Origin of the sequence: Actinocrinis sp. (assembly GCF_035653575.1) — a bacterium.
In the GTDB taxonomy this organism is placed as follows: domain Bacteria; phylum Actinomycetota; class Actinomycetes; order Streptomycetales; family Catenulisporaceae; genus Actinocrinis.
Genome location: NZ_DASRBQ010000163.1, coordinates 38688 through 51814 on the forward strand (window position 1 = coordinate 38688; position 13127 = coordinate 51814).

The window sequence follows — 13127 nt, forward strand, 5'->3', positions numbered from 1 at the left end:
ACAGCACCGACCTCTGAACACCGGCAAGGCGAGAGTGTGAGCGCGATGGAAAACAAGGGCACGGATACGGCGCCGAGAGTGCTGTTCCGCGGCTGCCACGTGATCGACGGTACCGGCGCGCCGCGGACACGCGCCGATGTCGCGCTCGCGGGCGGAAGGATCGCGTCCGTCGGCGAGGAGGCCGCCCAGTTCGAAGCCGATCGCGTCGTCGACGCCTCAGGGCTCATACTCGCTCCCGGGTTCATCGACATGCACGCGCACTCGGACCTGGCGCTGCTCGTCGACAAGGAGCATCTGGCGAAGACGTCCCAGGGCGTCACGCTCGAAGTCCTCGGCCAGGACGGCCTGAGCTACGCCCCGGTGGACGACGGCGCGCTGAAACAGTTGCGCCAGCAGATCTCCGGCTGGCACGGCGACCCCGAGGACCTCGCCTGGGACTGGCGCACCGTCGGCGAGTACCTGGACCGGATCGACGAGGGCTGCGCCGTGAACGCGGTCTACCTCGTGCCTCAGGGAACACTGCGAATGCTGTGCGTCGGCAATGACGATCGTCCGGCGACTGAGCCTGAGCTGGCCGCGATGCGACGCCTGCTCGCCGAGGGGTTGCAGCAAGGCGCGGTCGGCATGAGCAGCGGTCTGACATACACGCCGGGCATGTATGCGGACACTGACGAGCTGATCGAGCTGTGCCGCGTGGTCGCCGAGCACGGCGGCTATTACAGCCCGCACCACCGCAGCTACGGCATCGGCGCCATCGAGGCCTACGAGGAGATGATCCGGGTCAGCGAACAGTCCGGCTGCCCGCTTCACCTCGCGCACGCGACGCTGAACTTCTCCGTCAACGCGGGCCGGGCGCCGGACCTACTGGAGCTGATCGACGAAGCCTCCGCGCGCGGCGTGGACATCACGCTCGACAGCTATCCCTACCTTCCCGGGGCGACGACGCTCGCCGCGTTGCTGCCCAGCTGGGCGGCGATCGGCGGCCCGGACGCGCTCGCGGCCCGGCTGCGCGACCCTGCCGCCCGCGCGCGGATGACGGCGGACCTCGAAGTCACCGGCTCGGACGGGTGCCACGGCGTACCGATCGACTGGGCCGCGATCCAGATCAGCGGCACGCGGCACGCGTCCAACAGCGCGCTGGCCGGCCTGACCGTGGCCGAGGCCGCCGCGCGGGCCGGCCAGCCGCCCGCAGAGTTCTGCTTCGACCTGCTGCTCGCCGACGACCTGGGCGTCTCCTGCCTGCTGCACGTCGGCAACGAGGAGAATGTGCGCACCATCCTGCGGCACCCCGCGCACCTCGTCGGCAGCGACGGTCTGCTGATCGGCGAGCGGCCGCATCCGCGCGCGTGGGGCACCTTCCCGCGCTACCTCGGGCACTACGTGCGGGAGGAAGGACTGCTCACGTTGGAGGAGTGCATCGCGCAGATGACCGGCCGGGCGGCGCGCCGACTCGGACTTACCGACCGCGGAAGGGTCGCGCCGGGACTGGCTGCCGACGTAGTGTTGTTCGACCCCGAGAAGGTGGCCGACCGGGCGACGTTCGAGCAGCCGCGTCGAACCGCGACCGGCATCCCCTACGTTCTGGTCGGCGGAGAATTCGTGATCGACGACCATCGGCGCACTCAGACCACACCGGGGCGGGCGCTGCGGCGCGGCGCGCGGCGGCGGAACCCATGACGGACGCGGAGGTACGAATGCAGGCATCGCAGGTTCACGGGTCGGCGCACGCGCAGGCACTCGAACACCCCACACGGCGTCCCGACCCGCTGGATCTGCTGGCCCGCGACCGCGTGCTGTGCATCGTGCGCGCCAACCAGGTCGCCGACGCGGCGGGGCTGGCCGCGGCGCTGGCCGCAGCGGGCATCCGGCTGGTCGAGTTCACCTTCACCATCCCCGGCGTGCTCGAGGCGATCGAAGAGGCGGCCGAGGTGCCCGGCAGCGTGATCGGCGCGGGAACGGTGCTGACGGCGAGTCACGCCCGCGACGCGGTGGCCGCGGGCGCGCGCTTCCTGCTGACGCCCGACATACGGCCGGACGTCGCGACGGCGGCGCAGGCGTGCGGCGTGCCGCTGATCATGGGCGCGCTCACGCCGACCGAGCTGAGCCGGGCATTCGAGCTCGGGGCGGCGGCGGTCAAGGTGTTCCCGGCGCGGATCGGCGGCCCGGCTTACCTGCGCGACCTGCTCGGACCGTTCCCCGGCGCCCGGCTGATCCCCACCGGCGGGGTCAACGCGGCGAACGCCCGAGGGTTCCTCGACGCCGGAGCGGCCGCGGTCGGCGCGGGGACCGACGTGGTGCCGCCGACCCTGGTCGAGCGCGGCGACCACGAGGCCATCGCCGAGAAGGCGCGGGAGTTCGTGCGGGCGCTCGAGCCGGAGCCGCAACAGTAGCGCTCCTGGGCCCGGCCGCGCTCAGCGCGTCTCAGGGTCCTTCGTCGTCTCCGCGGCGATGAACCGGACCAGTCCGCGCTGGCCGGAGTCGGCCAACGCAGTGCGCTGCCGCTGGCTGCCGTTGCCCTCCTGCAGGGTCCGCTCGACCAGCGCCGTCACCTGATCGGCGTCTCCGTGCTCCGCCAGGGCGGGGTGCACGTGCCGCAGCAGGGCGCGGGCAGCCTCCCGCGCCGCGATCGGCCTTCCCTCGGCGCCGATCAGTGAGCCGTCGAGGCCGTGGCGCGCCGCGTGCCAGCCGGCCGCAGAGGCGATCTCCGGCAGCGTCTCGGGCTCCGGCTCGCCGGCCTCGTGCCGCCAGATCGCCGTCTGCGTCAGGCCTCTGATCAGGCCGGCCAGCATGACGGCCTCCTCGACGCGCAGCTGCACGTCCGAGGCGCGCACCTCGACCGTGGAATAGCGTTCGGACAGCCGCGCCTGCCAGTAGACCTGGTGCACGTCGCGGATCACTCCCCCGGTCACGAGGCCGCGCACGCGCCGCTCGTAGTCGGACGCGTCGGCGAAGGCCGGGGGCGGCCCGCTGACCGGCCAGCGGCCGAAGACCACGGTGCGCCAGCTGGCGAAGCCGGTGTCGCGGCCGCCCCAGAACGGGGAGTTGCCGGAGAGCGCGACCAGCACCGGCAGCCAGCGCCGCAACCGGTTGAGCACCGCGACGCCGGTGGCCCGGTCCGGGATGCCCACGTGCACGTGCATGCCGTTGATCAGCTGTTCGTCGACGAGTTGCGGCGCATCCTGGTAAAGGCCGCGGTAGCGCGGGGTGTCGGTGATGACGGCCGGCCCCTCCTGCCGGAACGGGGCCGCGGCGGTGGCCGCCAGCAGGCAGCCGACCTGGCTCGCGGCCTCGCCCAGGCAGTGCCGCAGCCGCAGCAGGTGGCCGCCCACCTCGTCCAGCGTCTCGCAGACCGGGGTGGCCACCTCGAGCTGGGCGAGCAGCAGCTCGTGCTGCACCTCGGCGCTCGCGAGCCCGGGTTGCATCCCGGCCGCCCGGCAGACCTCGTCAGCCGCCGGCGCGGGGTAGCCGCTGGCCTCATCGAGCAGCAGGTACTCCTCCTCGACCCCGAGCGTGATCACCCCGACCGGATACCCTCCGACGGCGCTCAAAACCGCTCCGCACGAGTGGTTCACGCCGCACCGACGTGGGCGGTCACCTGCGGTCAAGTCCCGGCAATGGCCGGGCCAAGCCGGCCGCGATCCGGGCCCGCGACCGCCGACAGGGGCCTGCGTTTCCCGTACCGTAAGCAGCGCCGCCCGTGTCGAGCGCGGCGGGCGCGCGCGGAGCGCTGTGACGACCCCGGGGAGGGCCGGATGACGGCATTGATGTGGATCTGCTCGGTGCTGTTGATCGCCGAGTTCGTGATGGCGCCCATCAACCTTTGGACTGGCCGGACGATGCCGAACTTCACCCGGTTCACCGGCCTGTCGCCGCAGCTCGCGACGACGGTCTTCGCGCCGGTGAAGCTGCTCGCCGCGCTGTTGGTCGCGATCGGGCTCGCGGTGCATCCGCTCGCAGTGGCCGGCGCGGTGGTGCTCGCGGCGGTGTGCGCGGTCTACCTCATCCGTCTGGCGGCTCCCGGACGCCGTGACCCGGCAGGGGTCGCCGCCTTCGGCTTAGGGTTGATCTTGGCCGTGGTGCTGGCGGTGGTCCAGGCGGGCCGCTGACGGGACGTGGCGGGCGGCGGGACATAACGACTCGGCGCTAATTGCGGACGGGCGCTTGCCAAGCGGCTGATTTGAACGTGCCATGCGACATGGGCACCTCAGACCGGGGTGCCCGCTCGATGCCCGTCCGAAGGAGTTCGACTTGCGACACACCCGTAAGCGCAGATCGATCCCGGTGCTCGAGGCCGGCGCGGCGGCGCTGCTCATCGCCCTCGCGCAGTCCTCCGCGGCCGCGGCGGCGCAGACCGCGCCCCGGGCCGCCGGTTACGGCACGGCCACCCTCGCGGCCCATCCGGTCAAACCGGTGCCGGCCGTCACCGACCACGTCGATGCCAGGACCCTGACCAGTCCGCTGCCCACCTCGCAGTGCCTGACGCAGCTTGGCATCCACTGCTACTCGCCGCTGCAGTACCACACCGCGTACGGGCTCGACAGCCTGTACCGGTTCCACATCAACGGAGCCGGCCGCACGATCGTGCTCGTCGACTCCTTCGGCTCGCCGACCATCCAGCACGACCTGCAGGTCTTCGACGCGCAGTGGGGCCTGCCGGACACCACCGTGCAGATCGTGCAGGCCGGCACCATCCCGCCCTTCGACCCGAGCAACCCGGACATGACCGGGTGGGCCGCGGAGAGCACCCTCGACGTCGAATACGCGCACGCGATCGCGCCCGGCGCGCACATCGTCCTGGTCGAGACGCCGGTCGCGGAGACCGAGGGCGTCACCGGCTTCCCGGAGATGATGACGGCCGAGAAGCAGCTGATCGACGCAGGGGTCGGCGACGTCATATCGCAGAGCTTCGGCGCCACCGAGAACACCTTCCCCGGCTTCGACAAGGGCGATTTCAGCAGCCTGCTGAACCTGCGCTACGCGTTCAAGGCCGCGGCCCGGCACCACGTGACCGTGCTGGCCTCCTCCGGCGACGACGGCGCGACCAACGCGACGCTCGACGGCTCCGGGCTGTACCCCATGCCGGTCAACTCCTGGCCGTCCTCGGACCCGCTGGTCACCTCGATCGGCGGAACGCAGCTGACGCTCGACGACTCCGGCAAGCGGCTCTCCCCCGACGTGGTGTGGAACGACGGCTATGGCGCGGGCGGCGGCGGCCTGTCTGCCGTGTTCGGCCGGCCCGATTTCCAGCACGGCGTACGCGGCGTGGTGGGTACCCACCGGGGCACCCCGGACATCTCGGCGAGCGCGGCGGTCAACGGCGGCGCGTGGGTGTACTTCAGCTACCAGCCCACCCGCGTCGGCTGGCACATCATCGGCGGCACCAGCGAGGCCTCGCCGATCTTCGCGGGCGTCGTGGCGCTGGCCGACCAGGTGGCCGGGCACCGGCTTGGCAACATCAACGACGCGCTGTACGAGCTCGGCGCCGGCCGGCACTCGGCCTTCGCCGGGGTCGTCGACGTGACCAGCGGCGACAACTCCTTCGGCGGAGTCACCGGCTACACCGCCGGACCGGGTTACGACCTGGCCAGCGGCCTGGGCACGTTCAACGCCAACCTGGTCTGGTCGCTGGCGTTCACGGCCCGGTAGTCACTCCCCGCCGGTCACCTCCCGCCGACGCCGGCCGCGCGACCGGCGCGGCACGTCCGAGGCGCGCTCGCCCGGGGTCCGCGCAACCGCCAGAGGTTGCCGCTATCCCTGGACGAGCGCGCCGAGCGGTTTGTGCGCCGGCGCGACGTAGGCGAGCAGCGGCACGGGGCGCAGGCCGTACCTGCGCTTGAATTCCCCGTTGCGCCGGCCGCATTCGAACCTTGCCAGGCCGAGCCCCGCAGCGTATTCGAGCGCCTCGTAGAACAGCAGGTAGAAGGGGCTGAAGTCCTCCGCGCCGCGCTCGACCCCGCAGGTCCACAGGTGCAGCCGCACCCCGTCGAGCAGGCAGAGGCCGAGGCCGACGACCCGGCCGTCGACGCAGACCTCGATGATGCGCGCGGCCTGTCCGAGCAGCCGCCGGAAGTGCTGGAAGCCGCCGGGGGCGAACCGGCCCGGCACGCTGTGCTCGGACTCGATCATCCGCTCGATCCTGGCGAGCCGGTCCGGTTCGGCCGATCCCGGCTCCAGCACGCGGGTCACCGCTCCGGCCCGTTCGGCGCGCCGCTGGTGCATGCGCAGGGTGTTGCGCTGGTGTCCTGGCAGGCCGGCGAGGTAGTCGGCGGCGGCGAATCCCGGCGGCAGGTCCAGGATGTAACGCTGGTCGATCGGCAGGCCGTGGGCGCCGAGGGCGGTGAGGGCGGCGGCCAGCGGCCCGGTCGCGTCGACGTTGACCAGGCCGTACCAGGGTGCGGCGAAGTCGGCGGCCAGGTGCTGGAAGGCGGTGAGCACGGCGCGGATCGCGTCCAGGTCGCCCGGCCCGCCGCGCGAGGGCAGCCAGGTGTCGTAGCAGTGCCAGTTGTGGCTGATCAGCCCGCGCGGTTCGGCGGCGATGGAGGGTTCGTATACGGCCAGCGAGCCGACCGGGTCCATCTGCGGCAGCAGGGTGACCGGCAGGCAGGCGCGGGCCGTCTGATCCGCGTCGCGCAGCACGAGGTAGGCGAAGGCGTCGGCCGGCAGCAGCTCCGACTTGCGGTAGGCGGTGAGGAAGGCGCTGCTGTAGAAGACCGGGGCCCCGCTGCCCGCGGCCAGCTCGTCCCAGTCGGGGATGGCCGCGACGTCGTCGTATGCCTCGACCGTTGCGATCACGCAGCGTCCATCTTGCACGCCGGCTCAGTCAACTGTTCGAACTCTGCGTCCACTCGGCGGTCCCTTGCAGGCGGCGACGGCGGTAGCTTGGACGCTAAAACAGTGTTCGAAGACTGTCAAGGTTGAAGATTCATCTGCCCGGCCGCGCGGCAGGCCGGGCCCGCAGCACAGCGCCGGCCGCGCCGGAGCAAGAGCTCTGCGACGCGGCCGGCGCGTACTCGGTCAGCGCACGCCGAGCAGGTGGTCCATCGCGAGCTGGTCGAGCTGCTCGAAAGCCATGCCGCGCTCGGCGGCGGCGTCCGGGTCGAAGTCCTCGAAGGCGCTGCGGTCGGCCAGCAGGTCGGTGATCGTCTCGCCCTCGGCCAGGGTGCTCTGCGCGAGCTGGTCCAGCCTGGAGGCGCGCAGCGCGGCCTGGACCTCGGGGTCGGCGCGGAAGGCGGCGGCCTTCTGCTTGAGGATCAGGTAGTTGCGCATGCAGCCGGCCGCCGAGGCCCAGACCCCGGCGTAGTCCTCGGTGCGCGGCGGCTTGAAGTCGAAGTGCCGCGGACCCTCGTAACCGGCCGATTCCAGCAGGTCGACCAGCCAGAACGCGGCGCGCAGGTCGCCGGCGCCGAAGCGCAGGTCCTGGTCGTACTTGATGCCGGACTGGCCGTTGAGGTCGATGTGGAACAGCTTGCCGTGCCACAGCGCCTGGGCGATGCCGTGCGGGAAGTTGAGCCCGGCCATCTGCTCGTGGCCGACCTCGGGGTTCAGGCCGACCAGCTCGGGGTGCGCAAGCCGCTCGATGAAGGCCAGGCCGTGGCCGACCGTGGGCAGCAGGATGTCGCCGCGCGGCTCGTTCGGCTTGGGCTCGATCGCGAAGCGCAGGTCGTAGCCCTGGTCCAGGACGTACTGCCCGAGCAGGTCGAAGGCCTCCTTCAGCCGGTCGAGCGCCACCCGCACGTCCTTGGCCGCCCCGGACTCGGCGCCCTCGCGCCCGCCCCAGGCGACGTAGATCTTGGCGCCGAGCTCGACGGCCAGATCGATGTTGCGGATGGTCTTGCGCAGCGCGTAGCGGCGTACGTCCCGGTCGTTGGCGGTGAACGCGCCGTCCTTGAAGACCGGGTGGGTGAACAGGTTCGTGGTGGCCATCGGGACCTTCATCCCGGTCTCGTCGAGGGCGGCCCGGAAGCGCTTGATGTGCGCCTCGCGGTCGCTGTCCGAGGAGCCGAACGGGATCAGGTCGTCGTCGTGGAAGGTCACGCCATAGGCGCCGAGCTCGGCGAGCCGGTGCACGGACTCCACCGGGTCGAGCGGCTTGCGGGTGGCGTCGCCGAACGGGTCGCGGCCCAGCCAGCCGACCGTCCACAGGCCGAAGGTGAACTTGTCGTCCGGTGTGGGGGTAAGGGACTGCGTCATTGCTTGCTCCCAGAGGTCTCGGAGGGCTAGCCTCATTCGTAAACGCGGAATACAAATTCCGCCACCCAACCTACTCCTTCGCGGCCCCGGGCGGTATCCACCCCCCTCGGAAGCCTTCCGCGCCGCGAACCGACCGAGGGGACGAGGATGTCGCCCACCGCAGCGCGCATTGTCATCGGCGTGGACAGCTCCACCCAGTCGACCAAGGCCCTCGCGGTCGACGTCGACTCCGGCGCGGTGGTCGGGCAAGGCAGGGCGACGCACACGGTGAGCGGCGGCGCCGGGCGGGAGAGCGATCCGGAGCAGTGGTGGGAGGCGCTGGTCGCCGCGCTGGAGCAGACGGGTTACGCGGACACGGCGCAGGCCGTCGCGATCGGCGGGCAGCAGCACGGGCTCGTGGCGCTCGACGAGAAGGGCGTGCCGGTGCGGCCGGCTCTGCTGTGGAACGACGTGCGCAGCGCACCGCAGGCGGCGGCGCTGGTGGAGCGGTTCGGCGCGCAGTGGTGGGCGCAGCGGATCGGAAGCGTGCCGACCGCGTCGTTCACGATCGCGAAGTGGGCCTGGCTCCGGGAAAACGAGCCGGAGGCCGCCGAGCGGGCCGCCGCGATCAGGCTGCCGCACGACTATCTGACCGAGCGGCTGACCGGAAGCGCGACGACGGACCGCGGGGACGCGTCCGGCACCGGCTGGTGGACGCCGGAGGGTTACGACACGGACCTGCTTGACCACGTAGGCCTTTCCCCCTCGCTGCTGCCGCAGGTCGTGCAGCCGGGGCAGCCAGCAGGGCAGGTGCGCGCGGCCGGAAGCGGCACCGGTCGCGGCAGCGCCGTGCCGCTGCGCGAGGGGACGCTGGTCGGCGCGGGTACCGGCGACAACATGGCCGCCGCGCTCGGGCTCGGCCTTGAGACCGGCGCGCCGGTGCTGAGCCTGGGAACTTCAGGGACCGTATACGCGGTGACGCGCGGCCGCCCCGCCGACCCGACCGGCACGGTGGCCGGTTTCGCGGACGCGCTGGGCGCCTGGCTGCCGCTCGCCTGCACGCTCAACTGCACGCTCGCGGTCGACCGGATCGCGGCGCTGCTCGGCCTGGACCGCGAGGCGGTCCAACCCGGCGGAAGCGCGGTGGTGCTGCCGTACTTCGACGGCGAGCGCACCCCGAACCTGCCGTTCGCGTCGGGCCTGCTGACCGGGCTGCGGCACGACACGACTCCAGGGCAACTGTTGCAGGCCGCCTATGACGGAGCGGCGTACTCGCTGCTCGCAGCGCTCGACGATGTGTTGCGGGCAGGCGGCGAGGAACTGGCGGCGGACACGCCGCTGCTGCTCATCGGCGGAGGCGCGCGCGGGAAGGCCTGGCAGGACACGGTACGGAGGCTCTCCGGGCGAGCGGTGCAGATCCCGGCGGCGGAGGAGATCGTCGCGCTGGGCGCCGCGGCGCAGGCGGCCGGGCTGTTGACCGGTGAGGCGGCCGACGCGGTGGCGCGCCGGTGGGGTACCGCGGCCGGACCCGTGTTCGAACCGTTGCCTCGTGACGACGCCGCTCGTGTCCTTATCGCGGCTACTCTGCAACGAGCCGAACGCGGCGGGCTGTTCGCACAGGGTGACGGACTCGGAAACGATTCCGCGTCGACATGAAACCGGCTGCTGAGACACGCGAGGAGGGGCGGCGTGAGCGACTCGACCGGCGATCATGATGAGACCGGGAATCGTGCGACGAATGCCGGTGATTCGGCTGGCGGGAGCGAACGTGCCGGAGTGGATGAGGGCCGTCCGGTAACGCGGCGGGACGCGCGCACTCACCGAGCCCCGACGCACCGAACCGCCGGACCGGCTTCGCAGCAAGGCATGCGCAGGCAGAACCTCGCGCTCGTGATGGCCGCCCTGGCGGCGCACGGGCCGAGTTCGCGCGCGGAGGTCGCCGAGCGCACCGGCCTTACCCGCGCGGCGGTCGGCAGCCTGATCAACGAGCTGGCGGCGGCCGGGCTGACCACCGACCTCGGCCTCGCGCCGAGCGGCCGGGTCGGCAGGCCGGGCACCGCGCTGGCGCTCAGCGAGCAGGGTCCGGCCGGCCTCGGCCTCGAGATCGGGGTCGACCACCTGGGCGCCTGCGTTCTCGACCTGCACGGGACCGTGCGCACCTGGGTGGAGATCGAGGCGCCGAACCGGGGCCGCGCGCCGCGCGACGTGCTCGCCGAACTCGGTGACGTGGCCGCTGCCGCGCTCCAGCACGCCGCCGCCCAAGGACTTCATCCGGTCGGCGCGGTGGTCGCGGTGCCCGGCCTCGTCGACGCCGCGCACGGCACCGTCGAGCAGGCGCCCAACCTCGGCTGGCACGCCGTGCCGGTCGCCAAGGCGCTGGCCGAATGGCTGCCCGCGCCGCTGCGGCCGGTCCCGCTCGAGGTGGAGAACGAGGCCAATCTCGGCGCCCTGGCCGAGCTCTGGCACGCGGCCTCCCGGCCCACGGACTTCATCCACGTCTCGGCCGAGGCGGGCATCGGCGCGGCCGTGGTGATCGACGGCCGGCTCTTCCGCGGCGCGCGCGGATTCGCGGGCGAGCTCGGGCACGTGCCGGTGCACCCGGACGGCCCGCAGTGCAGCTGCGGCGCCCGCGGCTGCCTGGAGCAGTACGCCGGCGAGCAGACCGTGCTGCGCGCCTGCGGCCTTTCCGATGCGGGCGGCGACCGGATCAAGGCGCTGACCGATCAGGCCCTCGGCGGCAATCCGCGTGTGCTCGGAGCGCTGGAAGAGGCCGGCCGCGCGCTCGGCACCGCCCTCGCCGGCGCGGTGAACCTGCTGGATCCCTCCGCGCTCGTGCTCGGCGGCGCATACGCCGAGCTGGGCGAATGGCTGCTGCCCGGGATGCGCAAGGAGCTGGCGGAGCGGGTCACCGTGCGGCCGTGGAGCCCCGAGGCGTTGCAGCTGTCGGAACTCGGCCGCCGCGGCCCGCTGCTCGGCGCGGCCACGGTCACGATCCGGCGCATTATCGAGAACCCGGCGCGGTATGCCGACTGGCGTAATACACATGAGCGCAACGCCGTCGGTCGTTAGTGTCCGGAGGTATGCAGGCAGAAGCGCAGAAGGCGGACGGCTACGACCCGGCCGCCGTGAAGTTGTCCGGATCGATCGTCACCTTGCGTCCGGCGCAGGAGGGCGACATACCGGCGCTGGCCGCGATCCGCGCCGATCCCGCGGTGTACCGGTGGTGGCGCGGCGGCCCGGATCTGCACGCCGCGGTCGCCGAGGAGCTGGCCACCGAGGACGAGCACGGTTTCGTCGTCGAGTACGAAGATCGGACCGTCGGCTTCATTCAGTGGTGGGCCGAGGAGGAGCCGGACTATCGGCACGCCGGGATCGACATCTACCTCGACGCATCCATGCACGGACGCGGCATCGGCACCGACGCGGTACGGATCCTCGCCAGACATCTGATCCACGACCACGGGCACCATCGGATCACCATCGATCCGGCCGCGGACAACGAGGCGGCGATCCGCTGCTACACCAAGGTCGGTTTCCGGCCGGTCGGCGTGATGCGGCAGTACGAGCGCGGCCCGGACGGCACCTGGCACGACGGTCTGCTGATGGACCTGCTCGCGAGCGAACTGATCGGTTGATTGGCTCGTGGGCTTAGCCTGACTGACGGATGCGGCGCTAGAGATTGGAGTCCGCTGTGACAGTACGTGCGACGTGGAACGGCCAGGTGCTGGCCGAGAGCGACCACACGATCGTCGTCGAGGGCAACCACTACTTCCCACCGGAGGCGGTGAACCGCGAGTTCTTCGCACCGAGCACGACCCACACGACCTGCCCGTGGAAGGGCCTGGCCAGCTACTACACGGTGAACGTGAACGGGGAGAGCAACCCCGACGCGGCCTGGTACTACCCCGAACCGAAGGACGCGGCCGCGAAGATCCGCGACTACGTCGCGTTCTGGCACGGCGTCACCGTGGAGAAGGCGGACGACTAAGCCTGAGCGGTGAAAGGAGCACGTCCGCAGGCTGCGTTGGAAAGGGCTGAGGCGTGAGGGTCATCGTCCTGTCGGATACGCATGCACCTAGGCGGTGGCACGGTTGCCCGCCGAAAGTCGCCGAGTATTTGCGTGACGCGGACCTGATTCTGCACGCCGGCGACGTGTGTACTGCGGACGTGCTCGCTGAACTGGCGGCCTACGCACCGGTCCGTGCGGTACTTGGCAACAACGACGGACCGGATGTCGCGGGCTGGGGTGCGCCAGTGGAAGACCGGTTCGAGCTCGACGGGCTCCGCGTCGGAATGATCCACGACGCCGGAGCGGCGGTCGGCCGTACCGCGCGGATGCACCGGCGCTTCCCGGACGCTGAGCTGGTCGTCTTCGGCCATTCGCACATCCCGCTCGACCAGAGCGGCGACGGCGTTCGGATCTTCAATCCGGGATCGCCGACCGACCGGCGGCGCCAGCCGCAGGGCACCATCGGCGTCCTGGAGATTTCGGACGGCCGCCTGCTAGCGGCGCAGATCGTGCCCGTGACTTGAGATCGGCCCCGTAGCCGACATCGACTCCGCACCCGGCGTCGGCTCCGCGGCGAGACCGAGCAGAGCGTCGAGCGTGTCATCCACGAGCCTGTACCGCATGATCCGGCCGTCCTTGCGCGCCGCGACGGCGCCGGCCACGCGCAGCAGACGCAGCGCCTGGGACACGGCCGTGTCGTTCATGCCCGCGGCGATCGCGAGGTCCGAGACGCTGATGTCGGGCACGGCCCGGATCGCGCGCAGCAACGTCAGCCGACCGGGATCGGCCAGCAGCGCGAAACGGTCCGCCCAGGCGCGGACCGCGGCCTGGTCACCGATGCCTTCGATCGCCTCGCACACCAGGTGCTCGTCGATGGTGCGGCGATGGGCGTGTTCGGCGGGCACGAGATGCATGGGCCCATTCTCTCCCCGGCGCGCGACCGGCGTAC

The 13127-nt window shown here is 71.9% G+C and carries 13 protein-coding genes; 9 read left to right on the forward strand and 4 right to left on the reverse strand.

Translation table 11 applies throughout. The features are described 5' to 3' along the window. Positions 1-45: 45 nt before the first annotated feature. Positions 46-1677 carry a D-aminoacylase gene (locus tag VFA06_RS22095; protein WP_324842615.1) on the forward strand — a complete coding sequence of 544 codons (1632 nt, stop codon included), beginning with the start codon at positions 46-48 and terminating at the stop codon, positions 1675-1677. A gap of 17 nt (positions 1678-1694) precedes the next feature. Further along, positions 1695-2390 (forward strand): bifunctional 4-hydroxy-2-oxoglutarate aldolase/2-dehydro-3-deoxy-phosphogluconate aldolase, encoded by a 696-nt coding sequence (locus tag VFA06_RS22100; protein WP_324842584.1) that lies wholly within the window; start codon positions 1695-1697, stop codon positions 2388-2390. Between the two features lie 21 nt (positions 2391-2411). Here VFA06_RS22100 and VFA06_RS22105 read toward each other — a convergent pair whose 3' ends face one another. Beyond that, entirely contained in the window at positions 2412-3548 is a 1137-nt protein-coding gene (locus tag VFA06_RS22105; RefSeq protein ID WP_324842585.1) for a carboxylate-amine ligase, read from the reverse strand. A 231-nt stretch (positions 3549-3779) separates the two neighbouring features. On the opposite strand from VFA06_RS22105, the gene VFA06_RS22110 reads away from it, so the two are divergent. Together VFA06_RS22110 and VFA06_RS22115 are read left to right on the forward strand one after the other, a co-directional pair. Next, positions 3780-4106, forward strand: coding sequence for a hypothetical protein (locus VFA06_RS22110; protein WP_324842586.1), 327 nt, complete (start codon positions 3780-3782; stop codon positions 4104-4106). A 142-nt stretch (positions 4107-4248) separates the two neighbouring features. Beyond that, positions 4249-5646: a S53 family peptidase gene (locus tag VFA06_RS22115; protein ID WP_324842587.1), complete on the forward strand. Its 1398-nt coding sequence runs from the start codon at positions 4249-4251 to the stop codon at positions 5644-5646. A gap of 102 nt (positions 5647-5748) precedes the next feature. Here the strand turns inward: VFA06_RS22115 and VFA06_RS22120 are convergent, their stop codons facing one another. Both VFA06_RS22120 and xylA read right to left on the reverse strand, forming a co-directional pair. Further along, positions 5749-6792 (reverse strand): GNAT family N-acetyltransferase, encoded by a 1044-nt coding sequence (locus VFA06_RS22120; protein ID WP_324842588.1) that lies wholly within the window; start codon positions 6790-6792, stop codon positions 5749-5751. A gap of 222 nt (positions 6793-7014) precedes the next feature. Beyond that, on the reverse strand, positions 7015-8190 hold the full coding sequence (gene xylA / locus VFA06_RS22125; protein ID WP_324842589.1) for a xylose isomerase: 1176 nt from the start codon (positions 8188-8190) through the stop codon (positions 7015-7017). Positions 8191-8337: 147 nt separating this feature from the next. Here xylA and xylB point away from each other — a divergent pair, with 147 nt between their 5' ends. From xylB to VFA06_RS22150, 5 genes are all read left to right on the forward strand, one after another. Continuing rightward, the gene (gene xylB / locus VFA06_RS22130) at positions 8338-9825 is read left to right on the forward strand and encodes a xylulokinase (RefSeq protein ID WP_324842590.1); all 1488 of its coding nucleotides are present in this window, start codon (positions 8338-8340) and stop codon (positions 9823-9825) included. Between the two features lie 210 nt (positions 9826-10035). Further along, positions 10036-11238 carry an ROK family protein gene (locus VFA06_RS22135; RefSeq protein WP_324842591.1) on the forward strand — a complete coding sequence of 401 codons (1203 nt, stop codon included), beginning with the start codon at positions 10036-10038 and terminating at the stop codon, positions 11236-11238. A 56-nt stretch (positions 11239-11294) separates the two neighbouring features. Then, the gene (locus VFA06_RS22140; protein ID WP_414639946.1) at positions 11295-11804 is read left to right on the forward strand and encodes a GNAT family N-acetyltransferase; all 510 of its coding nucleotides are present in this window, start codon (positions 11295-11297) and stop codon (positions 11802-11804) included. A 56-nt stretch (positions 11805-11860) separates the two neighbouring features. Then, positions 11861-12157, forward strand: coding sequence for a DUF427 domain-containing protein (locus tag VFA06_RS22145; protein WP_324842593.1), 297 nt, complete (start codon positions 11861-11863; stop codon positions 12155-12157). A gap of 53 nt (positions 12158-12210) precedes the next feature. Then, complete coding sequence (locus VFA06_RS22150; protein WP_324842594.1) at positions 12211-12702, forward strand: metallophosphoesterase family protein; 492 nt, start codon at positions 12211-12213, stop codon at positions 12700-12702. Here the strand turns inward: VFA06_RS22150 and VFA06_RS22155 are convergent. After that, on the reverse strand, positions 12673-13092 hold the full coding sequence (locus VFA06_RS22155; protein ID WP_324842595.1) for a metalloregulator ArsR/SmtB family transcription factor: 420 nt from the start codon (positions 13090-13092) through the stop codon (positions 12673-12675). The two genes, VFA06_RS22150 and VFA06_RS22155, sit on opposite strands and share 30 nt — an antisense overlap. Between the last annotated feature and the right edge of the window lie 35 nt (positions 13093-13127).